We start from the raw sequence: 24,924 nt of genomic DNA on the forward strand, positions 1-24,924 counted from the left end.
GTTTCTCTATTAGTAGGAATAAGAGGCATTTCGTTACAACAATTTTTTATAGTAGTTAGTATTTAGTAGTTAGTAGTTAGACCCATGGCGGTCATGCATTTCTTTGAAGTTTCTCTTGAACGAGGAAAAAAAGATGTAAGGATGAGCAGGATCGTGTCGACCCTTTTACCCTTCCTTTCCTGGTTCAAGACAAACGTCTTAAATCTCATATCTAATATTTAAAATCTAATCCCGCCCTAGGTCTAAATACTAACTACTAAATACTAACTACTAGCAAAACGAGCTGCCCTTTTGGGCAGCTCGTTTTGCTAGTATTCTACTGCGATGAGTGATCGCAGCGGAATGAGAATTCCGTGCTTTATCTGTATATACTTTTCTGTAAGCGACCATACGGTCGTTTCTATACGCATTGGGCCTTCCTCAGTATTGAATACGATGTCTGTTTTTGATTTAAATTCATTCCCTAAACGTAGGGCACTCTGCAATTTAGACATAAACTTTTCGGAGTTATCTATTTCTGCTGGAATGATCTTGAATTTATCAACTTGTTCTTTTTCTATTAGTGTTCCAATCATGCTCATACTTACCGGGATTTTATATGGTTAACGTTAAATTAGGGATTTAAATATAAATTGACAAGGGTTTTATTTTAGAATATTAAATTAGTTACATTCGCATGAAATAAGAATTATATGACTGAAGGCATCTTCGAAAAGGACTGGAAACTGAACTTTACCCAATGTTATCCAAACGGGCAACTGAAGTACAGCGAACTGGACAATATACTACAAGTTACGGCTAGTGAACATGCTGATATTTTAGGGTTTGGAACGAAAGCAATACTCCGCACCAAACAATCCTGGGTACTCAGTAGAATGCTTATCGAAATCGAAAAGCTCCCGATGTTCGAACAGACCATTAAGGTAAGGACATGGATACAAGACTTTACAGGATCTCGCTCTACGCGTAATTTTGAAGTGTTATTTGGCGAACGCCGTTTGATTGCTTCAACAAGCCTATGGGCGGTTTTCAATATCGAGGCACGCCGCGCTGAGCCTCTGATTGCCAGCACCGACCATGTGGTGCCTCACCCCGACCGCATCATGACTTCGAGAACGGCGGAGCGTATCGATGGCAATGTGTCCTTCAATAAAATTAGAGACTATCAGGTGGTGCTATCCGATCTAGATATTGTGAACCACGCGAACAACGTTAAATATATGGATTGGTGTTTCGATGCACTGGATCCCAAGGATGTACTGACCGGAAAAATAAAGTCTATCGAGATGAACTTCCTGAGGGAGCTTTCGTACGGAAATCAGGTCGCGATCAATGAAGCGAAGATTGATGAACTAACAAGCATCTATAGTATCAGCAAGGCGGATCGCCCGCATTTTTTGATGCAGCTAACGAAAAAAGGATAAAACCTTTCATTTTTCCATTGAGACAGCAAAAAGGATGAAAGTTCTTGATGACCTTTGAAAACAAACACTTTCAGAAAAAAAAGCCTTCCGACAATCGGAAGGCTTTTTTTATGCTAGAGCGCCCATGCTTTATCGCCCTTCTTATACGGATAGTTTCCATCGTATTTTCCAGGGATTTTCACATAACGCAATGCTTTCTTCATACCTACCTCCGAAGTAAAAAATCCGGTTAAAGTCAATTGCTTCAACATGGTGAAGAAATGGTTTGCATCTTCCTCCTTCTTATTCGTTTGGTAATCTTTAGCTTCTTTGTCGTATGTATTCACGAATTGAAGTTTCTCTTCAGGAGTCAATTCTAAGAATCCTTTCTTGAAATCCTTCTTCGCGCGTGCTTCCACGCCATTAAGACCCTCTAAGAAAGATTTTTGATCTTTCTCATCATAACAGTCGCGAATCATCACCGGGATAAATTCGCCCACACCCGCTTCTTTAGCACCTGGCGTAGAAGTTTTAGGAAGAATAGCTTCTGCTAATTCGCCTAAGTAATCTGTTGTTTCAGCTTCAAATAAGGTAGCCACATCTTTAGATGCCGGACGAGTACAACCCTCTAAAAACAGGTTTGCACCGATAACCGTACCACCCATAATAAAGGCTACACGTTTTAACGCTTCTCTTCTATTCATCATCTTCTTATACCTTGTTAAAATGAATAATTAATTTCCCATCCCGGGCGATATTGACGCTTCACAAATTGGTTGACGATATCAAAGTTCGTTACTTTCATATTATCATTGTCCCAAAGTAGTTTCAAGTTACGTCCAGGGTATTTACCATCGATACGCATGTCAGCACCACGAATCGCCAAATTCGCCATCAATAAAGCTTCGGTCAATGGTCCTGAAATTTCAAACGGTGCACTCACCTCTTTCTTACCGTATCCTGCAATACAAGCTTCCACCCACTGTGCGTAGTGTCCGCTAGCTTTTCCAGGTACACGAGCATACTTCATCGCCACGTTTTCCTTACGTGTAGTCGGCAATAGGCGTGCTTTATCACCATAAGTATCTGCTAATACTTTTCCTTTTGTACCGACCATCAAGATACCGTTGCCACCATCACCAAAGATTTCATTTGGCTCTAGCTCTTCCGGGCGTGCAGGTTGAATTCCTCCGTCCATCCAGTGCAGGGTAACCGGACCTTGCGTTCTTGCTGCTTTCGGGAAAGTCATGGTCGCATGGCTCGACGGCGGGCAGCTCTCTGGGAAATAGCCACGTTTGAACTCATCCACATAGACAGAGCCTACAGAAGCCTGTACATCCTGCAAGTAAGATAAGCCTAATACGCTGAAAGGAACTTCCAGTAGGTGACAACCCATATCGCCTAATGCGCCGGTTCCATAATCCCACCAGCCGCGCCAGTTAAATGGAACCAATTTTTCGATGTAGTCTTTCTGAGGAGCCGTTCCTAACCACAGATCCCAGTCCAATTCTTTCGGAACAGGTGCCTTTTGAGTAGGCCATTGAATACCTTGAGGCCATACCGGGCGATCGGTCCAACAGTACACTGTATGAACATCACCAATAAGACCTGCTTCATACCATTCACGGATTTCGCGAGGACCATCATTTGATGCACCTTGGTTACCCATCTGTGTAACGACTTTATATTTTTTAGCAGCATGAGTCAATACCCTTGCTTCCCAAATATCGTGGGTCAGAGGTTTCTGAACATATACGTGCTTTCCTAACTGCATTGCTGCCAGCGCCTGGATCGCATGGTTATGATCGGGTGTGGAAACCGAAACAGCATCAATGTGCTTGTGTTCCTTATCCAACATTTCTCTGAAATCTTTATAGAATTTTGCTTTCGGGAATCGCTTAACCGAATTGGCTGCGCGACGTTGATCTACATCACATAAGTATGCCAGTTCCGCTTTTCCGCTATCGGCAAACGATTTGATGTCGCTCTCTCCTTTTCCCCCAACACCAATACCTGCAACAATCAAACGGTCGCTAGGCGCTAGAAAGCCTGATCCACCTAAGACATGACGAGGAACGATGCTAAAGCCCGCAGCCGCGATGGCTGTGTTCTTTAGAAAATCCCTTCTTGAATTGTTATTACTCATAATATACGGTTTAGTTCAATTAGATATTTCCTTTTTTAAGCTCGCTTACCGCATGGTCAACCGCTCTCGCCGTTAATGCCATATAAGTAAGTGATGGATTCACACAGCCCGCAGAAGTCATCGCTGCACCATCCGTTACATAAACGTTTGTCGCATCCCAAACTTGATTGTGCTTGTTCAATACGGAAGTTTTCGGATCCAAGCCCATACGTGCTGTTCCCATTTCGTGAATACCCATCCCGAAGTTGTATCCTCCATCGTAAGTACTAACGTCTTTCAGACCGATTGCTTCCAACATATCCTTCATTTCCTCGGCCATATCCTTACGCATCTTAAGCTCATTATCTCTCAGCTCCATATCCATCGCCAAGACTGGCAATCCCCATTTATCCTTCACCTCCTTGTCAAGGAAAATACGGTTCTCATGGTAGGGAAGGATTTCTCCGAATGCAGTGAATCCTGCCGTCCAGTTTCCTGGTTCGCAAAGTGCATCTTTCCATTCGCCACCAACAGCCATCTCGGCAATCTCGCCCGACCATCTTCCACGTCCAGCAGATCCTTGATAACCAAAGCCACGAACATAATCACGTTGTTTCGTGTCAGAAGGAATATTCACAAAGCGAGGAACATATAGGCCCGTCGGACGACGGCCAAACATATATTTATCTTCGAATCCTTCTACACGTCCGCTTGCGCCTAAACGGAAATGGTGGTCCATTGCATTGTGACCTAACTCGCCAGAACTACTTCCTAATCCACCTTCCCAAACATCTGTAGCCGAGTTCATCAACACCCAAGTTGAGTTGAAAGCCGAGGCACAAACGAAGATAACTTTCGCAAAGAATTCGTATGTCTTGTTTGTTTCTGCGTCGATAATCTCTACGCCTTTTGCCTTCTTCGTGTCCTTATCGTAGATAATCTTCGTTACGATAGAAAACGGACGAAGGGTTAAGTTTCCGGTTTTCATTGCCGGTGGCAATGTTGAAGATTGTGTAGAGAAGTATCCTCCGAAGTTACAGCCTAACCAGCACTGATTTTGATACTGACAGTTGATACGTCCGGTATGTGGTTTAGTGATATTCGCCGTACGCCCCATGATGAAGTGACGACTACCACCGTATTGTTTCTTAATGCGTTCAGCTAAGTCCTTTTCAACAAAGTTGAACTCCATAGCTGGCAAGAAATCACCATCAGGAAGGACATCTAGTCCGTCGCGGTTACCTGAAATACCTGCCCATTTTTCAGCATAGCTATACCAAGGTGCAATATCTTTATAACGAATCGGCCAATCAACACCGTGTCCATCCTTTGCATTTGCTTCAAAGTCTAAATCACCTAAACGGTAACTCTGACGACCCCACATCAATGAACGGCCGCCTACATGATATCCTCTGAACCAGTCAAAACGCTTCTTCTCTACATAAGGGCTTTCTTTCTCGTTCACCCAAAAGTCTAGGTTCTTTTCGTTTAACGCGTAATCACGTTTCAGAACCGGATAATCCGCTTCCATTTGCTTGGTCCTACCGCCACGATGAGGGTATTCCCAAGTATCCTTATTTGCATGGTAATCCTTTACGTGCTCCACATTGCGACCACGTTCTAACATGATTGTTTTCAGACCTTTCTCAGTTAGCTCCTTAGCCGCCCATCCGCCGCTAATACCTGATCCGATAACAATGGCATCATAAACATTATTCTCTACCATTACTTTTTTATTTAATTAGTTTCAGATTGATTTACAATGGTCTCTTTCTTGAAAAATACAAGGAAGATAAAAAATACTACTAAAGCAATTCCTGCAGGAACTACCCATAACTTATTCCAGAACAATGCTACATCTGCCGATTTAACGGTTTGATACATATCGCTCACATATCCTGCTACCCAGAATCCGATCAATTGCCCAACACCGTAAGTCGCTAATGTAATTAATCCCTGTGCAGCACTCTTATTGTCCTTACCCGCTTTTGAGTCGGTATAGATTTGCCCAGATACAAAGAAGAAATCATAACAGATACCGTGAAGCGCAATTCCTAATAACAACATAAAGGTTGCTTCGCCGGCGTCGCCATAAGCAAACAGTGCATAACGAATAACCCATGCTAACATCCCTACGAGAATCGTGTTCTTGAAACCAAAACGCGTAAAGAAAACAGGCAATAATAAAAGACATAAAGCCTCCGAAATTTGGCCTATCGTCATCTTACCCGTCGGGTTTTCCAAACCTATTTCCGACAAGAATGGATTCGCATATTGATAATAGAATGCCAGTGGGATACAGATTAATATTGAGCAAACAAAGAATACCAAGAAGTTTCTATCTTTTAAAAGCTTAATAGCATCTAATCCTAAAACTTTGGCAACACTTTGCTTTTCGCCACTTTCATTCTTAACAGGAGGAGTTTTCGGCAATATAAAGCTGAACAAACCTAATACTAATGAACCAATAGACGCCATCAAGAAGGTATTTCTCAATAAGCCATCTTTAATTCCCTGGTCGGCATCCCATTTGAAAAGATAAGAAATTGAAAGTCCGGCAACAATCCATCCGATAGTTCCCCAGATGCGGATATTAGAGAACTCCTTCTCTGGATTCTTCATCTGACGGAAGGAAACCGAGTTTACTAGGGATAGCGTCGGCATGTATAATAACATATAGCCTAACACATAAGGAAAGAAAGAGCCAATAGACTCACTTTGGTAAAGTTGGAACATTAGGAAGGCGCCAATAAGGTGCAGTACACCCAAGATGCGCTCTGCATTGAAGTAGCGGTCGGCAATCATCCCAATGATAAAAGGCGCTACGATAGCACCCCATGATTGTGTGGAGAAAACATTAGCGATTTCAAGTCCCGATGCGTTCAAGGTATTCCCTAAAAAGGTACCTAACGTCACGAACCAAGAGCCCCAAATAAAGAACTCCAGGAACATCATGAAGGATAGTTTAAATTTAATAGTTGATGACATGTAATATAGGCTTATTTTAAATTTATGGTATTAAATATAGATATTATAAACGGTTTATAAAACAGGATAACGAATTTGTTAGCTGCTCCTAAATAGGTTTAGCACTAGAAAGAATCCACTTCTCTATAGGCTGCTACTAGCGCTTGTTCGCCTTCTTTGCCAGATTTAGACATGCCATGCTCCATCCCTACGATCCCCTTGTAACCCTTTTGATGCAACCATTTGAATACATTCTTATAGTTGATTTCTCCAGTTGTTGGTTCCTTACGCCCAGGATTGTCACCTACTTGGATATATCCAATCTCACTCCAGCATAAATCCATCAGGTTGATTAGGTTTCCTTCATTCTTTTGTTGGTGATATGCATCGTAAAGAATCTTTACGGATGGACTACCTACTGCTTTACATATCTCGTATGTCTGATCAGTAAAACGTAGGAAAAGGTCCGGTGTATCACTTAGAGGCTCTAAGACCATCGTTAAGCCATGTGGTTCGAAAATCTCAGCACCACGCTTCAACGCTTCCACTACATTGGCTGTCTGAACGCCCATTGGAAGCTTTCTTGCAAAGTCTCCCGGAACAACAGTCGCCCATTTGGCATTACAACGCTTAGCGATTTCTACGGAGTCGCGGCATCCTTTCAGGAAGATATCAACAAACTCCTGCTTACCAGCGGCAAGGGAATTAGCACCATTTCCGCCCTTAGGAACAACAAACACCCCCATGCGCATACCCAACTTGGCTAGCAAATCTCCAATTTTCTTTTGTTCATCCACCGAGCGCGATGGCATTCCGTTATCTTCGATACTGCGGAATCCCAGATCGTGCATATATTTTATCTCATCAAGAAAGTTCTTTCCGGCGCTAGTGCTAAACATCCCTTGATGGGGCGCGTAGTCTAGTTTAAATGGTTGATTCACTGCCTGTGTACTCTTTTCCTTGGTTGAAGTACCGGCAACCGCCGTCCCACCCAATAAAGTACCGCCAACAAGCATGGAACTGTTCTTTAAGAATTCTGATCTTTTCATGTAGGATTAAGTTTAAGTTGTTTTCAGCACCAGAGTGCTAGTTGGTTATTATGTATTTGGAAAACCCTTTGGAATACGCCTCTTTAACGACCCCATTATCCAAATACAGTAAATAAATATCAATTTTATTTTTCGAATTCGCAAATGCGACAGCATCCTCAGGTTTCATCGCCATAAAGACATTATCAAGCGCATCTGCATCCATCGCATTCTCTGCAATCACCGTCACGGTTATAATAGATGATTTCAATGGATAGCCTGTTTTAGCATCCATATGATGCGAAAAACGATAGTTATTTACCGTGCGATACTTCTCATAGCTCCCCGACGTAGTCACCGCCTTGTTATGTAGAGCAATGATATAATTCCTCTGCTCCCTGGTCTCGTCAGGACGCTGTATTAACACTTTATAAGGCTCGTTTTCCGGCTTATAACCATGCGTCCGAATCTCCCCGCCTACTTCCACCAGGAATGATTTAATTTTCTTCGATAAAAAGAAATCGTAAAGTACATCAACGGTATAACCTTGTGCAATGCCGTTTAAATCAATCTCCACGCGTTTGTCCTTTTTCCGCAGCTGATTGCTTTTGATTGCTAATTTATCCATTCCAACGTATGTCAAAGCATCTTTAACCGCATTAGAATCTGGTATACCGACTGTCTTTTCAGGTCCGAATCCCCATAGTGAAACCAACGGTTTCACCGTGATATCAAATATCCCCTTTGAAAGTTTATTGATTTTAAAAGATTTTTTAAGCACCGTCCGCATGTGATGATCCATCACAATCTCGCTACTCGTATCGGAATTGAACTTGCTGATTAAGGAATTTGGTTTATAAAGCGACATTGACTGATCAATGACCTGAAATATACTGTCCAACTGTGCTTTCTTTACTCGCTCGTCGTTGGCATAATAGCTAACAGCGTAGGTCGTTCCTTGGGCATAACCTTCCACGTTGAATCGCTGTAAACCAGAAATTGGCTGTTGCGCAAAGGTACAACAACCAATTCCCATTATGCCGATTAGACTGAACCAGTTTAACACGGCTGTTAGATATATTTTTCTACATCATGGCCAGGGACAGCAACCGGGTAGAACCCGTCTGCATTTGGAACCACCTTAGGCATAGCATCCCACGCTAGGCGATCAGGCATCAAATCAATATTAGATTTCATCGCCTCATCCCATTTAATAACTTTACCAGTATAGACTGCGATACGACCGATAATACCTGCTAAGCTGCTGTACGCACCGTATTCAGCATTATCAAACTTGTATTCACCTTTCGCAATCGCTTCAAATAATTCCTTATGCTCTTGCTGATATGGGTTCGGATTCCCCTTGGTGTTATGTCTGTAAATCTCTTTACCTTGCGCATCCCAAAGGATAGCTTGGTTACTCGCGGATAGATAAACACGTCCCTTAGTTGCTTGGAATGTCTCATCCACACGGTTGGAAATTCCTTCGAAGTGGCGACACTGGCTATATACCACCGTACCATCATCGTAAGTCATCTCTAAAGCGAAATTATCATAGATCTCACCATATTCTTTCCCAGTTCTATGTGCTCTGGAACCTGTACCTTGAATAGAAACCGGATATTTGCCCTTCACCCAGTTTGCGATGTCGATATTGTGAACATGCTGTTCAACGATATGGTCGCCACATAACCAGTTAAAATAATACCAGTTACGCATTTGGTATTCCATCTCGGTCTGTCCCGGTTTGCGCGGACGAACCCAAACACCACCGCTATTCCAGTACACTTGTCCGGATACTACATCGCCGATTGCCCCATCATGAATACGTTGGATAGCCTCGCGATAGTTATTTTGATAACGACGCTGTAATCCAACAACGACATTTAATTTCTTACGTTTCGCTTCTTTAGCAGTTTCCAATACACTGCGAACACCTGGAATATCTGTCGCAACAGCTTTCTCCATGAAGACATGTTTGCCTGCGCGAATAGCCTCAGCAAAATGAACCGGGCGGAAACCTGGAGGCGTCGTCAATAAAACAACATCAGCATCCGCAATTGCCGCTTTATATCCGTCAAAACCTACATACTTACGGCTATCCGGAACATTCACTTTATCACCAAATTTCTCTTTTAAGGTCGCGTATGTTTTATCCAAATTATCCTTGAAAGCATCCGCCATAGCTACTAATTGAATGTTCTGCCCAGAGGCAAAAGCGTCAAATGCAGCACCTGTTCCGCGGCCACCGCAACCAATTAAAGCGATCTTGATCACATCGCTCCCAGCTGCAAATACTTTTCCTACTACCCCACTTGTCAATGCCGCTGCACCCACAAGGCCCGATGAAGATTTAATAAATCCTCTACGATTTAGATTTTCCATGGTTTATAATGTATTGTTTATAATTGTTTCTTTTCTTAAAAGTCTTTCAAAGGCGCTTTATCATAGTATTCCATGATTTCAGCATGGCTAGGCTGCTTTACGGGACGCACTAAACGCATTCCCACAAATGGAGCTTCCGGAAACCACCAATTAGATTTTGGAATTTGAGGATCTAATTGCTTCCAAACTGGATCTGATGCACCACGAGCAGCAGAACGCAAATCGATTGCTTCGCTCTCAAATGAGCCACCACGTACCACATGCGGATACAATTTAGTCGGTACATTTACTGGATTCTCAGCCACCTTATTTTTGAAGGTGGAATAAAAGTCCGCATCGTATTGGTCGTAAGTCCACTCTGAAACATTACCTAACATATCATACAGCCCCCAAGCATTCGGTTTTTTAGTACCAACTTTTGCAGTCTGTCCATTGCTGTTTTCTTTATATGCTGCATATTCCGCCAATTGACCTGCATCATCTCCGAAGAAGTAAGCAGTATTGGATCCGGCACGACAAGCGTACTCCCACTCTGCCTCTGTTGGCAAGCGATAGAACACACCGGTTCGAACATATAACCATTTACAAAACTGTATCGCGTTATAATGCGTCATCGCTAAAGCCGGCTGCCCGTCTTTGCCATAACCAAAAGTCATGTCTAAGTATGGTTTTGTTGGTCGTGTAACAGCATCAACCTCCGCAGGAACTTTCCCATCGGTAGATTTTGTCACTTCGTAATCCTTGTAAAGGAAAGGTTCAAAGAGATTCCATGTCACTTCATAAGTACCCATCCAAAATGGATCAAGCTTTACGCGGTGAGCAGGTTTTTCATCTTCATTGCCTCCTTTAGAACTCCCCATCATAAACTCGCCAGCAGGAATAGCTTCCATACTGAATTCTAGACTTGTACCGTTTATTTTTTGAATGTAACGCTCGTGTTTATCTTGAGCATGGGAAAGGGTTGTAGTCGCTAAAAGGGCAAAGAAAATTAATTTCTTCATAATAATCTGAAAACTAAGCTTATAAATTATGTTATTATCAGTGTATCAACTACACAATTGATAAAGATAAAAAAAAGCTTTCCTATATTAATAACATTTCAGTTACATAATGAAAAAATTCAAAATCTCATACCAAACGTAGGTGGTTAATAGACTTAACGGAATGCTTAAACCAATAACACTATTTCCTAATTTGCTATTCAATTTAAATTGGTCGATAACAATGCTCGTTGCCACTAAACTAGGCATTGCCATCTCGAAGATGGATATTGCGACAATCTCACCGCGATAGCCTAGCACGTACGCTAAAAGGAACACGATAAGGGGCGCTAAAATGAGCTTATACAACATCGCATAGGTAATGTTCGGGACTTCGCTTTTTACAATTGTAAAATTGAGTTGGAGACCTATGGAAAAAAGTGCGATCGGCGATACAGTACTCGCAATGAGATGAAAAAAATCATCCAGAGAACTTAAGTCAGCAATCTGTGTGATGAGCAATGCCAATAAGCAACCAATCAAAGGTGGAAAAGTGAATACACGTTTGATGATAAAGGTCAAGCTTACTTTCTTATTTGCATTTAGACTTCCTTTTGTGGCGATCAATACGCCGGCTGAGGATAAGAGAAAAAAGGTCATCTGATCGGCCACAATGCCGATGGGTAGTCCCTGCGTTCCGAAATATGCAGTGATGAGCGGGAAACCAACAAAGGATGTATTACTTAGGCCTGCGACTAACATCATCGTATGGGACGTACGTTTTGAAAGCCCAAGAATGCTACCGATACTATAGAAAAACAGAATCCCTCCTGCCAATACGATGATGGGGCAAAGAATAGTAAAAATTAAACTGTTATCCCAAGTAAGTTTAGGAAGGTAATGGAATGAGATGGCGGGTAGTCCAAAATATAATACCCATGCGTTTAAGGCTCTGTAACCATCTTTTGCAACCCAATTCATCTTTCGGCTAAGCACTCCAGCAGCTAAGCAGAAAACAATAAGGATAAAATTTGACACTTGTAATTATTTTCACCCAAATTTTCTAAAAATGACATTGGGCTCGTTTGTGCTCACAAAGTTATTACTATTTTTGTGCCGCCTGTTAAAAACAGACAAAATTTTTCAGCTCGTGAACAAAGCAATACTCATTTTACTTACAATAACTATCCCTTTTCTCGCATCGGCTCAAATCGATAGCATTGCTAAACAGATCAAAAGAAGCCCATTGGTGCTAGAGTTGGAAGTGGAAAACGGAGGAATACTGCAGCAGTCCGGACTTAAGGAAACAACTTATGAAGGCGCCTATTACAACGGGTTGAACTTTAAAATAGGCTTCAAGCAGCGTGCAAAGAAAGATCAATATTACCAAATTTATAACTACCCGATTTATGGTATCGGGATTTACTCCAGCACGTTTCATTCCGATATTATCGGTAGTCCATATGCAATATATGGATTCGTCCAAACGCCAATCTCCCCTCGTGAAGATTCTCGATGGAGTTACGACTATAGAATAGGTCTCGGTCTGTCGGGAAATTTTAAACCCTATAATGAACATGAGAACCCTTTGAATCTGGTTATCGGATCAAAAAACAACGTGTTTATTGATCTCGGTATCCGCGCGCAATACAAATTACCGCCACACTGGAAGCTCGGTGCAGGACTTGCCTTCCACCATTTCTCCAACGGCGCACTCGCTCTGCCAAATAAAGGAGTTAACCTCGTGCCACTTACTCTCTCAGCGGCATACCAAATCAATCCGGATATCAAAATAAAAAGAGACTCCGTGCTTGAACCGTACAGTAAAAAAGTGATGTTCCATGTGAACTATGGTATAGGTGCAAAGCAGTTAAGAGACGACTTAGACCAAAGATTTCCAAAAAGTACCTTCAGCGTTTATGCCAGCAGACATGTATCCTATAAATGGAGGCTCGGCGGTGGCTTCGATCTCTTCTACTCCTCTTCTGGCAATGATGAAGAAATCGCAGGAGACAAAACCGGAAAGTTCTCTTCCAAAGTGTCCGGTGGACCTTCCTTCTATATTGCCCATATTCTGAACGAGCGCCTCGTCTTAAATGGCAATATTGGATATTATATCCACAACCAACGATTTAACGGCGAGATCAAAAAGTTCTTCCTGCGCGCAGGAGCGCGATATTACGTCTATGGCAACTTCAATACCGGCGTATCCATCAAAGCACATATGGGAAAAGCCGACTTCATCGAATGGACTGTGGGGTATACGTTTAGGCGTTAGTTATTATTCGTTAGAATTTAGACATTAGATTTCAGATATTAGAATATTGTGTCTTGAACCAGGAAAGGAAGGATAAAAGGATTGGCAGGATATTACGCATAGGTCTAACTACTTAGTACTAACTAATAGATACTATTTCTGAACCAAGAAAGGAAGGATAAAAGGATTGGCAGAATCCTACGCATAGGTCTAACTTCTTAGTACTAACTACTAAATACTATTTCTGAACCAGGAAAGGAAGGATAAAAGGATTGGCAGGATATTACGCATAGGTCTAACTACTCAGTACTAATTACTAGATACTATTTCTGAGCCAAATGTATAAAGTCCGCCCTACAAACAGTAAAAGAAAGGCGCCTAATCGGCGCCCTACTCTAAAATCTAATGTCTAAAATCTAATCTCTCCTACTTAAACAAACTAAAAATCTTTTTTCCGAAGTTTTTATCTACCGTAATATAGGATGGGTAGTAAATATTCTGTCCGGCGATTTTGAAGGAAGGTTTTATTTTCAGCACTAAGAATCCTTCGGATTTCTTATTAAAAAGCTCATCAAAGAAGCGGTCAAAACCTGTTTCTTTTGCTTTGTTGAAGATATTTGCTTTAAAAGTCAACGGCACGATTGCGCTCTGACCTTGGCTCAAGTTTACATTCTGGTCTACTGTCCCTTCAAACAATGGCGAACCTTGAATCTCGATAATATATTTGAAAGAGTTTACTGCAGCTCTTTTCACCTCCGGATTCGTAATCTTCAAGTTGATCTTTCCTTCTAAGGGCAATTCTTTGCTAAACAATGCCACCGCGATATTTGCTAAGGATGAGATATTATAATTCCCATCAGCGCCTTTGTACTTGTCTAATGTTTTGCCATTAAATTTCACCTGTTCTACCGATTCGACATCGTATTGGCAATCTGCTAAGGCTTGTAATTGTGCCTTTTTATTTACCTGACATCCCGATAAAAACAAGATTGTCATTAATCCTACAATACCAACTAATTTTTTCATATTGCTATTTCTTTTTTCCAAAATTATAAATCAATCCCAAAGTAAAGACCGCATTCCCTGCTTTAAGGTATTCGTTGTTCATTATACCGATATTCCAACCGTTAGTATACTGCAATTGAAAACCCTTGTTCAATTCCATTCGCGTAAAGAAGACCGGCTCTATATATAAATTTTCTTCCAATTCGGCAGGCGCATTATTCAAATCGAAACGATCCATCTTGATACGGCTTACACGAATTGCTGTTCCGTAATTCAGCGTACGTTGCTTTCCAAACAAACGAAGTTTGTTTTTACGCGTTGATGAGAAGTTTGCTTGCACAAAGATCTTGTTGAAGTCGAGATCTCGGATTTCTACAGGATCAGTACCCGATATGGACGCTCGCTTATCGACATCTCTAGTTGAGCCTATACCATATCCGCCATAAAACTCCAGCACACTACGTCCGGAGTGCCCCACAACGGTGTAGTAGCCAAGTCCGCCTTCAATAAGATGTTGCTTAAAGTCTTGATTGGTCGTCTTATTATCCACGTACGAACCGTTTGCTATAATAGCCAGATTATCGGTAAAAGCGACACCTGCAGTACCGCTTAAATTACCCTTGACATTCACATGGGCACCCAAATAACCCTCTCCTGCATTGGTAAACATGGGGGTTGCCGGGACATTCGGCAAATAAACAGAGCTACATCCGGTGAGGAAAAGCCCAAGTATACTAACTGCTCCCAGGAGCAAGCTCGATCTTCGTTGTATCATAAATAACATTAACCTTGCAAGCACCTAAATTATTATGCCAAAAACGGCAATTTTAACAAAATTAAGAAATATAAGGTTTTAGATCACTCCATGAATCGCCAACTGTTCTTCCATTTCTTTTTGAAGTAACAGCGCTTCTTCACGAGCACGCTCTGCAAAGTCCTTCCCTTTCGATGCATAGATAATACCGCGCGTACTGTTTACCAATAACCCGCAGTCTTTATTCATTCCGTATTGGCACACATCAGCTAAGGAACCGCCCTGCGCACCTACGCCAGGAACGAGCAAGAAATGATCAGGCGCATGTTCGCGAATCTTCACAAAGGCCTCACCTCGCGTTGCTCCAACCACATACATTAAGTTCTCATCGCTCCCCCAGGTATTTACCTTATCGATAACCTCCTCAAACAATTGCTTTCCTGCTGCATTGCTGAAGTTTTGAAAGTCTAAGCTCCCTTGATTGGAGGTCAAGGCAAGCACAATCGCCCATTTACCGTCGAAGTCCAAAAATGGAGTCACAGAGTCCTCACCCATATAGGGTGCAATCGTAATAGAATCAAAGTTTAATCCTGATACCTCAGGATTAAAAAATGCTTGTGCATACATTTTCGACGTATTGCCGATATCGCCACGTTTAGCATCAGCAATCGAGAAGCAGTCCTTAGGTAAGATCTCGCTAGTCTTACGCAAAGACTCCCATCCTTTTACGCCATAGCTTTCGTAGAATGCAATATTCGGTTTATAAGCCACGCAAAGATCAGCAGTAGCCTCAATAATCGCCTTATTAAAAGCGAAGATAGGATCTTCTTCTTCCAAAAGATGCTCCGGAATCTTGTTCAAGTCGGTATCCAGTCCAACACATAGGAAACTCTTCTTGCTTTTTATCTGATTAATGAGCTCTTGCTTATTCATTTCTATAGCTTAATTAGGGGTATGTAATGATGATATTCTATTTGATTGTACTAAGCGTCGAATTTCTCCAACTGTTTCAATAAGGTCGCAAAGTCCTTCGGATATTCGGCTTCGAAACTATATTCTTTGTCGTTCAATTTGAAGCTTACTGATTTAGAATGCAGCGCGAAACGCTTCATGATCGGTTGTTCCTCCTGATCTTTTGATAGGGTATAACCACGTTTTTTGATTTGAGAAAGATAAACCGGCTTCCCTTTGTACATCGCATCACCGACAATAGCAGCCTGTTGTGTCGCTAAGTGGATACGGATTTGGTGCATACGACCTGTAATAGGTTTACACTCGACCAGAGTAAAGTGTTTGAAATAACGGATACTGTTAAAGATGGTCTCCGACGGCTTACCATTATAACGGTCGATCGTTACATTCTTATTTCCCTGATTCAGGATTGGAAGATCAACAGTCAAATTCTCGAAGATATGCGTCCCGCCAATAATGGCATGGTAAATCTTATTTACTCTTCGTTTTTCAAATTCGATAGACATCGAACGGTAGGTTTCTGGATTTTTAGCAATCAGCAATACGCCGGAAGTATCCTTATCCAAACGATGGCATACTTGCGCATCTGGATGATATTTCTTCGCCAAGCGAAGGATATTCACCTCACCACCTTCGCGCGCATCCAAAGAGGCAATAAAAGGCGGCTTATTGATTACAATAAGGTTATCATCTTCATGAATAATTAACTCTTGAAACTTCGGGAATTTAAACTGATTCTGCTCTTTTATATCCATCCTGCAAAAGTAGGAAATTATAGGTTAATTTTCTATTCCGTAGCGTTGCTATACGTTAAGAACAAGTTTCGAGGCGTTTTCCATGAAAAATAATTAAGTTTGCAACTCAATCTTAACGCTATGTCAGTACATAAAGTAATTAAAAGAGTGACGACTTCGGCACTTCGTGATATGAAAGCCAGAGGAGAAAAAATCTCGATGTTAACTTCTTATGACTATTCCACTGCTCGCATATTAGATGAAGCGGGTGTAGAAGTTCTTTTGGTGGGCGACTCGGCAGCAAATGTCTTTGCCGGATATGAAACCACCCTACCCATGACTTTAGACCATATGATCTACCATGCTTCTGCGGTGGCAAGGGCGTCCAAGCGCGCGATGGTGCTTGCTGATTTACCATTCGGCGAATACCAAGGCTCGGTTGAAGATGCGTATAAAGCTGCTGTTCGGATGATGAAAGAGTCCGGAGCGCATGCTTTAAAGCTTGAAGGTGGTGAGGAGATTATGGATAATATCAAGAAAATCGTACAGTCGGGTATTCCGGTATGTGGACACTTGGGATTAACTCCTCAGTCAATCTATAAGTTTGGCGACTTTGGCGTGCGCGCAAAAGAGGAAGCAGAAGCCAACAGATTAAAATCGGATGCATTGGCTCTACAGGAAGCTGGATGTTTTATGATTGTCTTAGAAAAGATCCCGGCAGCACTTGCAAAAGAAGTTTCAGAATCTTTGGAAATCCCTACAATTGGTATCGGCGCTGGAAACGGCTGTGACGGACAAGTCTTAGTAGTTAACGACATGCTAGGATTGAACAAAGAATTTAAACCAAAGTTCCTTCGCTTATACGCCGACCTGCAAGGGGAAATCACCAAGGCTGCAAGCAACTACATCGCCGACGTAAAAGCCGGCACTTTCCCTAACGAAACAGAACAATACTAATATGTCTAAAATCCTGCTTATTGTTATTCTTCTGGGAGTTCTGCTCTATTATATTTCGCGCAGAATTATGATGAGAACAAAATCATCAACGGAGATACAGCGTAGCAATAAGCAGGGTTATTATATCTTAGACGCTGGCAGCAAGGTCGTAAGCAAAGCCATAAAAGCCACAACCTACAGTGTCGCTATCGGCGTGGTCTTATTGATCATTACCCTAGTGCTCGCTATCAAGATCAAAATACTGTTCTTTCTTTTACCGATTAGCCTGTACCTGATTAGCCAGGTATTTCTATTGAATAACCACTTAAAGTATGTGCGCGATCAACAAGTTTGGTTCCATCCACAAACGAAAGAAGTGGTCGTCGAATGGTTGAGCGGAAGACAAGTTCGCTTTAATTTGGAAAGAGACGTGAAGCAGATTAAATCAGTACAATCAGTCCAAAAAAACAATGGTGTACTTTTCGGATACCACGAGCTGATATTAGCGCAAGGCTCGATCTACATCCCCTACCTCATGGAAGAAAGCCCATTGAACAACCGCTTCTTTGCCGAGCTTAAAACCAAAGGACTGGAAAAACCAAAAACCAGCCTCTTCCCGAGCATCTAAACATGCCGCTCAGTTCATAATTATATAACATTATCTAGAAATTATATAATCCCAACAATCTTATTATCCGGAACTTTGTTATCAAAGAAAGGATAATTATGAGCACGACTAAAACATATGGAATTTCAGGAATGACTTGCAATGGTTGTCGAACCAATGTGGAGAAGAAATTGAACGAAGTTCCGGGCATAAAGGCTGCTGTAAAGTTAGAAACCGGCGAAGCAGAAATTACTGCCGATGAAAACATCAGCACGCCAGAACTACAAGCGAAACTAGATGAGCTGGGGGGTGCCTATAAAATCAGTGAAGATAAAAATCATGCGACTGCACCTGCGGAACATCCAAAGGAAGAATCGCCAAGCGGCCAATATATCTGTCCGATGTTTTGTGAAGGTGAAGACAAAATATATCACGAACCGGGAAGATGTCCGGTCTGTGGCATGTTCTTGCGACCCGTTGAAAAGGTACAGAAGCCAGACCCACATGCTAAGCATCAGCATGGACATGCACACGCGCATGGAAAACCTGTCGCCAGCGCAAGCAATGCGGGCAAGTATTACTGCCCGATGATGTGCGAAGGCGACAAAGTTTATGATAAATTCGGCTCATGCCCTGTCTGCGGAATGAATCTTGAAAAAATCCCGGAGATGACCGTCAAGGTAGAATACACCTGCCCAATGCACCCTGAAATCGTTCAGGATCATCCCGGAAACTGCCCTATATGTGGAATGGACCTGGTACCCAATCAGGTAACCGAGGAAGAAGATCAACATTATAAAGACTTATTGAAAAAATTCTGGATATCTGTTGCTTGTACCCTGCCGATATTTATACTGTCTATGGGCGATATGCTTCCCGGGCAACCTATATCTAAGATTATCCCCTATCAGTTCAATGCCTGGATACAGTTAATATTGACCATACCGGTTGTGTTTTACACTTGCTGGATGTTCTTTGAACGCGCTTGGACCTCTTTTAAGACATGGAACTTAAACATGTTCAGCTTAATTGGTCTTGGTGCAGCCGCTGCTTTCATCTTTAGCTTGTTAGCCTTATTCTTTCCGCAGATTTTCCCTGCAGAACTAAAAGGCCATCACGGTGAAGTCCATCTCTATTTCGAATCCGCAGCGGTGATCCTTACGCTTGTCCTGCTTGGGCAGGTCATGGAGGCTAAAGCACATTCGAAAACCAATAGCGCTATCAAAGAACTCATCAAGTTATCCCCTGCCGAGGCGATTGTCGTGGTCGATGGCAAGGATAAAAAGGTATCGATTCATGATGTCAAGCTTGGCGATATTTTACGCGTTAGGGCCGGCGACAAAGTCCCTGTGGATGGTATTGTGGAAGAAGGAAACACGTCTATTGATGAGTCCATGATTACCGGCGAACCTATACCGGTAGAGAAAGCACCGGAAGATAAAGTAATAGGCGGTACAATCAACGGCAACCATGAAATCCTGATTAAAGCCGAGAAAGTTGGTAGCGAGACTTTATTATCCCAAATTATACAATTGGTAAATACCGCGAGCAGAAGCCAGCCACCGATTCAAAAACTAACGGATAAAGTTTCTAAAATATTTGTCCCTACGGTAATTGTCATTGCGATTATCACCTTTATCGCTTGGTCGGCATCGGCTGTGCCGAACAGTACGGCGATGGCATTTTCTAACCTATTGGCGGTTTTAATTGTTGCCTGTCCTTGTGCATTAGGGCTAGCGACTCCGATGTCTGTCATGGTAGGAATTGGCAAAGGCGCGAAGAACGGCATCTTGATCAAGAATTCCGAAGCGTTGGAAAAACTAGAGAAAGCGGATGTCCTTATCGTTGATAAAACAGGTACTATTACTTCGGGAAAACCTAGCGTCTCGGAAGTCGTGTCGGGCAATCCTAAATTTCAAGAAAAGGATATCCTACAGATTGCGGCTTCGGTAAATAAGAACAGTACCCACCCCCTAGCGCAAGCCATGCTGGATAAAGCAAAAGAAGAAGGTTCGCAACTATTGGATGTCGTTCAATTTGAAAACATTGCAGGGAAAGGCGTAAAGGGCAATATACATCATATGAACGTCCTGTTAGGCACGCCAAGATTGATGAAGGAACAAAACATTGTTTTAGATAAAAGCCAAGAGCAACAGATCGAAGAACTACAGAAAAAGGGCAACTCGGTATCTGTATTAGCGATCGATGGGCAGTTTGCCGGCCTTGTCGCTGCCTTTGATGCATTGAAAGATAGCAGTATCGAAGCGATCAAAAAATTTCAGGATGAAGGAATTGAGGTCCATATGTTTACCGGAGATAACCAAAACACGGCAGAGATCGTTGCTAAACAAGCAGGGATTAAGCATGTTCAGGCGAGCTTACTGCCCGAAGACAAATTAAACGGTATTAAGAAAATACAAGCCGAAGGCAAGAAAGTCATCATGGTGGGCGACGGAATCAACGACGCACCTGCATTGACGCAAGCGGATATTGGCATAGCTATGGGAACAGGAACAGATGTCGCGATACAGAGCGCGGAGATAACGCTGGTAAAAGGCGATCTAAAGGCCGTTCATAAAGCCTATAAACTAAGTAAAATGATGCTGCGAAACATTAAGCAAAACTTAGGATTTGCCTTTCTATATAATGTAATCGGTATTCCGATTGCTGCGGGAATTTTATACCCGAGTTTCGGCATCCTTATGTCTCCGATGATTGCCGCAGCGGCAATGAGTCTGAGCTCGGTGTCGGTTATTGTCAACTCACTGCGATTGAACAATAGCTCATTAGATTAATTTTTCTACAGTTTATATCGAGCTGTTCAGCATCCTTTTCTTCAGGGATAAAGACTGTTGAACAGCTTTTGTTTTTAATTGTGCTTCAACTTATTAGCGTAGCGCAAATGAGCTAGTAGCGCCAAAGATGCAAAACCAACCCCCACAGCACAGACACCGCCCCAGCCGGCAAATTCCCAGGCATAGGCCGCAAACCAGGACCCTAAGGATCCGCCGATGAAATAGCTGACCATGTAAACCGTATTTAAACGACTTGTCGCCGTAGTTTTTATGGAAAAGAAATCAGATTGGTTCATGATGTGGGTAGACTGCAAGCCTAGATCAATTAAGATAATACCGATAATCAAGCCTATATAGGTATTCCCGCCAAAATAGGTAAACAACCAGCTCCCTAGTAAAATACACAAGGAGATCAGAATGATTTTATTGACTTCCCAACGCTTAGTCAACTGACCTACGAACGCTGCAGACAGGGCTCCCGCGGCACCGACCAATCCAAAGCTACCCGCGACGGAAGGCCCAGCCTCGAAAGGCGGTTGCTCTAGATGGAACGCTAAAGTCGTAAAGATGCCACATAGCGACCCAAAGCCCATTGCGCCTCGAAATGCGGCCAAGCGAAGAACGGGCTGCGTCTTTGCCAGATGCCAAACCGATCGCATCAAGGAAAGGTAATTCCCAGTGAAATTCGGCTTAATTTCTGGAAACAACCTATATATACAAACCCATGCAATCACCATCAAGCCTGCCGCCGCCCAATAAATGCTGCGCCATCCGAACAAGTCGCCAACAATGCCGCCAACGAAACGAGATAACAAAATCCCTAATAACAAGCCCGACATAATCAATCCCAGGTTCTTCGAACGGTTCTCAGCAGTCGACAAATCTGCCGCCATTGGTATAAACAATTGCGGAACAACCGAGGTTACACCCAAAAGAAAACTCGACACAAACAGCATCCACAGCTGATTTGCCGTCGCCATGCAAAGTAGCACTGCCAATACCAAAACGAGATCAAAGAGAATAAGACGCTTCCGCATAATCTTATCGCCCAAGGGAATAATCAGCAGCAGACCCGCCGCATACCCCACCTGTGTCAAAACCGTAATCTTACTGACCGCAGCCTCAGAAACAGCAAACTCCGTAGCGATTTTTCCCAATAAAGGTTGATTGTAATAAATATTGGCGACGATTAAAGCTGAAAATATAGTCATCAACCAGAGAACAGTAGAAGAAAGTTTAGGAGATTCCGAGTTCATAGCGCGTGTGCAAATTATCAATTCGGCGGCTAAGCTATTAAACTTATTGACAAGTTTCAATTCACCTGTTCGATTTATCTTCCCTTAGCTAATTTGTTACCAACAAGCAATGCTGTCATACATTTTTACTGACAATACCTGTCATACTGACTTATTTTGAACAATGTTCAACATTTGGCAGTTATGCTTTCTTTCTAGTTTTGTTTACGCAATGTCATTAAAGTTTTCGTTATATTTTTTTAATTTATAATAACATATTAAAAATTAACCCATTAGCGTTTACATCTGTTCGTCTCTCCATTATGCAGACTCCATAGCTATACTTTTGGCATTTGATTTGAATAACTGACTATACATGACACAATAGTCAATAATTAAAATAACAAAAACATGAAAAAATTATTACTTACTTTAACTGCTGTTACAGCTATTACATTTGCATCTCAAGCACAAACTGAAAAAGGTAAAATCATTCTTGGCGGACAAGTTGGTTTCGCTGGTGAATCAATCAAAGATATAGACGTTAAAACTACAGGTTTTAGCATCATCCCTCAAGTAGGATATTTCGTAGCAGATAACATCGCTATCGGTACAGGTGTTGGTTACTCTTGGAATAAAGCAGAGGAAACTAAAGATAATGACCAAACGGTTGGAAAATTTGTTGTATCACCTTACGGTAGAATGTACAGCAAAAACGATGGTCCTGTAAAATTCTTCGGACAGTTAACTGTTCCTATGGCATGGGGTACTGCAAAAGTAAACGATACTAAAACAGCTACTACTGCTGATTACGGTGTAGAATTAGCGCCAGGTATTGCTTACTTCCCAACTAGCAACATCGGTATCGAGTTGAAAGTTAGAGGTCTATACTACAATAACGGATCGGTTAAAAATGAAACTACTGACACGAAAGTTACTACGAACAGCTACGGTTTAGATGCTAACTCGTTAGCTCCAACTTTAGGTGTACAATTCCACTTTTAATATCCCGATGTCCGTCATAGGACATCAGCACATAATATGTTAAATAAATAGTAAAGGGTTGCCGAGAGGCGACCCTTTGTCGTATAAGTTGCACTGCGCGCAATGCGTTGGCTCGCTAGTTTTGCTTCTGGAGCCAATGTGGCAACGCGAATTCTTTCAGTAAATTGGCCAATTTAAAATCGGCTATCTCTTCTTTGGCGAGCCAATGTACTTCTTTCAATTCTGCGTGGGGCTTTAAATCTTGTTGAGTCTCGGAAATATCCACTTTAAATACATAGCCTCTTACGGTCTTGCCGACCTCATTGACCGCTTTTGCTTCATGTATTCCCAATAGATTTAGTTGTTCCTTCACTAGTGGTAAGTTCAGTTCTTCCTTTAATTCCCGACAGAGTGCATCAATGGCTTCTTCATCAACCTCTATCTTCCCACCTGGTAACTGATAGTAAGTCGACGATTGCTTTTGCACGACCAACATTTTATTTTGCGAGTTAATAATAATTGCCACAGCAATCTGTAGTATTTGCGCCTCATTCATACCTCCAAAGTTAACTTTTTTGCGATAATTCAAATAGTGGAACGATTTTTAGTAGTCTACCTATGGATATATAGTAATTTATATCTTTGGGCAATTTTTAACTTAATATTTTTCAACCCTATTTACCGAATGAGAAGATATTCCTTGTTTTTTATTCTACTTGCGATTATTGCATTTTCTGCTTGTAAGCAAACGCCAAAGAAGACGGACGATCCAGCAATCCAGAGAAAAAAAGACTCTTTAGAACGAATAAAAAAAGCAGAGGAAGCCGAAAAGGTAAGACCTCGAACGGCAGCTGATATCAAATTGGAGAAAGATCTAACCTATAATGAGCATACATTGGAGGAAACTTATCCGTATAAAGATACCACGCGGCATTTTCAACTGGATAAGATAAAAGAGAAGCTAGCTTATATCGAAAACTTCCAAAGAGCGCCACATAATTATGCGGTATTGCAGAATTATAAGAATCGCAATGGCGAGTCGCCTGTGGTTGAGAACTTTGTTAGGAACGCTTATAAACGTGTGTCTGACACCTTAGGCACCGAAAGATATCAGTCCGCTCCCTTATACCGAGCTGAGGATAGCGCTAAACCTTCGATCTATGGGCGTGACGGCTCGCTAGTGAGTTTAGAAAGCAGCGATACCTTGAAAATGGTGAAGGTGAATGGAATTTCCTTTGAAGGAACCTGGTTTGTTCCGAAGCGTTATGTAAAATCTATTGGCGATTCCTTAAAAATAACCCATGTTAACTTCGTAGATGTTACAAACCAAAATATTTTAACAGTTGAACGAACAGGGGAAGAAGAGTGGAAAATACGAAGTATGAATCCTGCCACTTCGGGCCTGCATAAGCCCCCACATCAGATGGAAACACCTGTGGGAATTTTCATGGTACAAGAGCAAAAAGCGAAGATGTTTTACCTTGGCGATGGTACCAAAACGATCGAGGGATTTGCCCCTTGGGCGTCCAGATTCACCAATGGAGGCTATATTCATGGTGTTCCGGTGAACAATCCGAAAGGTAAAATCGTAGAATACAGTTGGTCATTAGGTACTACCCCGCGCTCCCACATGTGTGTCAGGAACGCGTCATCACACGCCAAATTTGTTTATGATACGTCAAAACCCTTCAAATCATTGGTCGTTGTAATCGATTAACAGGCATTTTAACAATTTGATTGTCACTTTTTTATTAGCT

At 42.1% G+C, this 24,924-nt stretch carries 23 protein-coding genes; 7 read left to right on the plus strand and 16 right to left on the minus strand.

Annotated features, from left to right (window positions below; translation table 11 throughout):
- Positions 1–308: 308 nt before the first annotated feature.
- Positions 309–581: a hypothetical protein gene (locus tag QYC40_RS10525; protein WP_260040704.1), complete on the minus strand. Its 273-nt coding sequence runs from the start codon at positions 579–581 to the stop codon at positions 309–311.
- A gap of 111 nt (positions 582–692) precedes the next feature.
- On the opposite strand from QYC40_RS10525, the gene QYC40_RS10530 reads away from it, so the two are divergent.
- Positions 693–1,424, plus strand: a complete 732-nt coding sequence (locus QYC40_RS10530) for an acyl-[acyl-carrier-protein] thioesterase (protein ID WP_301990211.1) — start codon at positions 693–695, stop codon at positions 1,422–1,424.
- A 113-nt stretch (positions 1,425–1,537) separates the two neighbouring features.
- Here the strand turns inward: QYC40_RS10530 and QYC40_RS10535 are convergent, their stop codons facing one another.
- From QYC40_RS10535 to QYC40_RS10575, 9 genes are all read right to left on the minus strand, one after another.
- Complete coding sequence (locus QYC40_RS10535) at positions 1,538–2,110, minus strand: gluconate 2-dehydrogenase subunit 3 family protein (protein ID WP_301990212.1); 573 nt, start codon at positions 2,108–2,110, stop codon at positions 1,538–1,540.
- A gap of 14 nt (positions 2,111–2,124) precedes the next feature.
- Positions 2,125–3,549: a Gfo/Idh/MocA family protein gene (locus tag QYC40_RS10540; protein ID WP_301990213.1), complete on the minus strand. Its 1,425-nt coding sequence runs from the start codon at positions 3,547–3,549 to the stop codon at positions 2,125–2,127.
- A gap of 19 nt (positions 3,550–3,568) precedes the next feature.
- Positions 3,569–5,254 carry a GMC oxidoreductase gene (locus tag QYC40_RS10545; protein ID WP_301990214.1) on the minus strand — a complete coding sequence of 562 codons (1,686 nt, stop codon included), beginning with the start codon at positions 5,252–5,254 and terminating at the stop codon, positions 3,569–3,571.
- 11 nt (positions 5,255–5,265) lie between these two features.
- Positions 5,266–6,516 carry a nucleoside permease gene (locus tag QYC40_RS10550; RefSeq protein ID WP_301990215.1) on the minus strand — a complete coding sequence of 417 codons (1,251 nt, stop codon included), beginning with the start codon at positions 6,514–6,516 and terminating at the stop codon, positions 5,266–5,268.
- Positions 6,517–6,620: 104 nt separating this feature from the next.
- Entirely contained in the window at positions 6,621–7,544 is a 924-nt protein-coding gene (locus QYC40_RS10555) for a hydroxypyruvate isomerase family protein (protein ID WP_301990216.1), read from the minus strand.
- Positions 7,545–7,581: 37 nt separating this feature from the next.
- Positions 7,582–8,589, minus strand: coding sequence for an FAD:protein FMN transferase (locus QYC40_RS10560; protein ID WP_301990217.1), 1,008 nt, complete (start codon positions 8,587–8,589; stop codon positions 7,582–7,584).
- A gap of 5 nt (positions 8,590–8,594) precedes the next feature.
- Positions 8,595–9,908, minus strand: a complete 1,314-nt coding sequence (locus tag QYC40_RS10565; protein WP_301990218.1) for a Gfo/Idh/MocA family protein — start codon at positions 9,906–9,908, stop codon at positions 8,595–8,597.
- 35 nt (positions 9,909–9,943) lie between these two features.
- Entirely contained in the window at positions 9,944–10,909 is a 966-nt protein-coding gene (locus QYC40_RS10570) for an SUMF1/EgtB/PvdO family nonheme iron enzyme (RefSeq protein WP_301990219.1), read from the minus strand.
- A 102-nt stretch (positions 10,910–11,011) separates the two neighbouring features.
- Complete coding sequence (locus QYC40_RS10575) at positions 11,012–11,926, minus strand: AEC family transporter (RefSeq protein ID WP_301990220.1); 915 nt, start codon at positions 11,924–11,926, stop codon at positions 11,012–11,014.
- A 112-nt stretch (positions 11,927–12,038) separates the two neighbouring features.
- Between QYC40_RS10575 and QYC40_RS10580 the strand changes: the two genes are divergently transcribed.
- Positions 12,039–13,166, plus strand: coding sequence for an acyloxyacyl hydrolase (locus tag QYC40_RS10580; RefSeq protein WP_301990221.1), 1,128 nt, complete (start codon positions 12,039–12,041; stop codon positions 13,164–13,166).
- Positions 13,167–13,571: 405 nt separating this feature from the next.
- On the opposite strand, the gene QYC40_RS10585 is transcribed toward QYC40_RS10580, so the two are convergent.
- The 4 genes from QYC40_RS10585 to QYC40_RS10600 form a co-directional block, all read right to left on the minus strand.
- Entirely contained in the window at positions 13,572–14,171 is a 600-nt protein-coding gene (locus QYC40_RS10585) for a hypothetical protein (RefSeq protein WP_301990222.1), read from the minus strand.
- 4 nt (positions 14,172–14,175) lie between these two features.
- Positions 14,176–14,925: a hypothetical protein gene (locus QYC40_RS10590; RefSeq protein ID WP_301990223.1), complete on the minus strand. Its 750-nt coding sequence runs from the start codon at positions 14,923–14,925 to the stop codon at positions 14,176–14,178.
- Positions 14,926–15,003: 78 nt separating this feature from the next.
- Positions 15,004–15,837, minus strand: a complete 834-nt coding sequence (pyrF, locus tag QYC40_RS10595) for an orotidine-5'-phosphate decarboxylase (RefSeq protein WP_301990224.1) — start codon at positions 15,835–15,837, stop codon at positions 15,004–15,006.
- Between the two features lie 50 nt (positions 15,838–15,887).
- A complete protein-coding gene (locus QYC40_RS10600; protein WP_301990225.1) occupies positions 15,888–16,631 on the minus strand; it encodes an RluA family pseudouridine synthase in 744 nt (247 codons plus the stop codon).
- A gap of 120 nt (positions 16,632–16,751) precedes the next feature.
- On the opposite strand from QYC40_RS10600, the gene panB reads away from it, so the two are divergent.
- From panB to QYC40_RS10615, 3 genes are all read left to right on the plus strand, one after another.
- Positions 16,752–17,567 (plus strand): 3-methyl-2-oxobutanoate hydroxymethyltransferase, encoded by an 816-nt coding sequence (panB, locus tag QYC40_RS10605; protein ID WP_301990226.1) that lies wholly within the window; start codon positions 16,752–16,754, stop codon positions 17,565–17,567.
- 67 nt (positions 17,568–17,634) lie between these two features.
- Positions 17,635–18,174 (plus strand): hypothetical protein, encoded by a 540-nt coding sequence (locus QYC40_RS10610; RefSeq protein WP_301990227.1) that lies wholly within the window; start codon positions 17,635–17,637, stop codon positions 18,172–18,174.
- 98 nt (positions 18,175–18,272) lie between these two features.
- Positions 18,273–20,948: a heavy metal translocating P-type ATPase gene (locus QYC40_RS10615; RefSeq protein WP_301990228.1), complete on the plus strand. Its 2,676-nt coding sequence runs from the start codon at positions 18,273–18,275 to the stop codon at positions 20,946–20,948.
- 74 nt (positions 20,949–21,022) lie between these two features.
- Here the strand turns inward: QYC40_RS10615 and QYC40_RS10620 are convergent, their stop codons facing one another.
- Positions 21,023–22,204: an MFS transporter gene (locus tag QYC40_RS10620; protein WP_301990229.1), complete on the minus strand. Its 1,182-nt coding sequence runs from the start codon at positions 22,202–22,204 to the stop codon at positions 21,023–21,025.
- Positions 22,205–22,594: 390 nt separating this feature from the next.
- Here QYC40_RS10620 and QYC40_RS10625 point away from each other — a divergent pair, with 390 nt between their 5' ends.
- Positions 22,595–23,188 carry an outer membrane beta-barrel protein gene (locus QYC40_RS10625; RefSeq protein WP_301990230.1) on the plus strand — a complete coding sequence of 198 codons (594 nt, stop codon included), beginning with the start codon at positions 22,595–22,597 and terminating at the stop codon, positions 23,186–23,188.
- Between the two features lie 115 nt (positions 23,189–23,303).
- Here the strand turns inward: QYC40_RS10625 and QYC40_RS10630 are convergent, their stop codons facing one another.
- Complete coding sequence (locus QYC40_RS10630) at positions 23,304–23,723, minus strand: NUDIX domain-containing protein (protein WP_301990231.1); 420 nt, start codon at positions 23,721–23,723, stop codon at positions 23,304–23,306.
- A 129-nt stretch (positions 23,724–23,852) separates the two neighbouring features.
- Between QYC40_RS10630 and QYC40_RS10635 the strand changes: the two genes are divergently transcribed.
- Entirely contained in the window at positions 23,853–24,884 is a 1,032-nt protein-coding gene (locus QYC40_RS10635) for a L,D-transpeptidase (RefSeq protein ID WP_301990232.1), read from the plus strand.
- Positions 24,885–24,924 lie beyond the last annotated feature (40 nt).

Source organism: Sphingobacterium sp. BN32, from assembly GCF_030503615.1.
Taxonomy (GTDB): Bacteria; Bacteroidota; Bacteroidia; order Sphingobacteriales; family Sphingobacteriaceae; genus Sphingobacterium.

What these genes read in the sequence shown, in the direction of transcription:
- QYC40_RS10635 (WP_301990232.1), top strand. Translation starts at nt 23,853, where the DNA reads ATGAGAAGATATTCCTTGTTTTTTATTCTACTTGCGATTATTGCATTT.
- QYC40_RS10565 (WP_301990218.1), bottom strand. Translation starts at nt 9,908, where the DNA reads ATGGAAAATCTAAATCGTAGAGGATTTATTAAATCTTCATCGGGCCTT.
- QYC40_RS10625 (WP_301990230.1), top strand. Translation starts at nt 22,595, where the DNA reads ATGAAAAAATTATTACTTACTTTAACTGCTGTTACAGCTATTACATTT.
- QYC40_RS10570 (WP_301990219.1), bottom strand. Translation starts at nt 10,909, where the DNA reads ATGAAGAAATTAATTTTCTTTGCCCTTTTAGCGACTACAACCCTTTCC.
- QYC40_RS10555 (WP_301990216.1), bottom strand. Translation starts at nt 7,544, where the DNA reads ATGAAAAGATCAGAATTCTTAAAGAACAGTTCCATGCTTGTTGGCGGT.
- QYC40_RS10585 (WP_301990222.1), bottom strand. Translation starts at nt 14,171, where the DNA reads ATGAAAAAATTAGTTGGTATTGTAGGATTAATGACAATCTTGTTTTTA.
- QYC40_RS10530 (WP_301990211.1), top strand. Translation starts at nt 693, where the DNA reads ATGACTGAAGGCATCTTCGAAAAGGACTGGAAACTGAACTTTACCCAA.
- QYC40_RS10525 (WP_260040704.1), bottom strand. Translation starts at nt 581, where the DNA reads ATGAGCATGATTGGAACACTAATAGAAAAAGAACAAGTTGATAAATTC.
- QYC40_RS10545 (WP_301990214.1), bottom strand. Translation starts at nt 5,254, where the DNA reads ATGGTAGAGAATAATGTTTATGATGCCATTGTTATCGGATCAGGTATT.
- QYC40_RS10630 (WP_301990231.1), bottom strand. Translation starts at nt 23,723, where the DNA reads ATGAATGAGGCGCAAATACTACAGATTGCTGTGGCAATTATTATTAAC.
- pyrF (WP_301990224.1), bottom strand. Translation starts at nt 15,837, where the DNA reads ATGAATAAGCAAGAGCTCATTAATCAGATAAAAAGCAAGAAGAGTTTC.
- QYC40_RS10590 (WP_301990223.1), bottom strand. Translation starts at nt 14,925, where the DNA reads ATGATACAACGAAGATCGAGCTTGCTCCTGGGAGCAGTTAGTATACTT.
- QYC40_RS10535 (WP_301990212.1), bottom strand. Translation starts at nt 2,110, where the DNA reads ATGATGAATAGAAGAGAAGCGTTAAAACGTGTAGCCTTTATTATGGGT.
- QYC40_RS10610 (WP_301990227.1), top strand. Translation starts at nt 17,635, where the DNA reads ATGATGAGAACAAAATCATCAACGGAGATACAGCGTAGCAATAAGCAG.
- QYC40_RS10600 (WP_301990225.1), bottom strand. Translation starts at nt 16,631, where the DNA reads ATGGATATAAAAGAGCAGAATCAGTTTAAATTCCCGAAGTTTCAAGAG.
- QYC40_RS10540 (WP_301990213.1), bottom strand. Translation starts at nt 3,549, where the DNA reads ATGAGTAATAACAATTCAAGAAGGGATTTTCTAAAGAACACAGCCATC.
- panB (WP_301990226.1), top strand. Translation starts at nt 16,752, where the DNA reads ATGTCAGTACATAAAGTAATTAAAAGAGTGACGACTTCGGCACTTCGT.
- QYC40_RS10615 (WP_301990228.1), top strand. Translation starts at nt 18,273, where the DNA reads ATGAGCACGACTAAAACATATGGAATTTCAGGAATGACTTGCAATGGT.
- QYC40_RS10550 (WP_301990215.1), bottom strand. Translation starts at nt 6,516, where the DNA reads ATGTCATCAACTATTAAATTTAAACTATCCTTCATGATGTTCCTGGAG.
- QYC40_RS10620 (WP_301990229.1), bottom strand. Translation starts at nt 22,204, where the DNA reads ATGAACTCGGAATCTCCTAAACTTTCTTCTACTGTTCTCTGGTTGATG.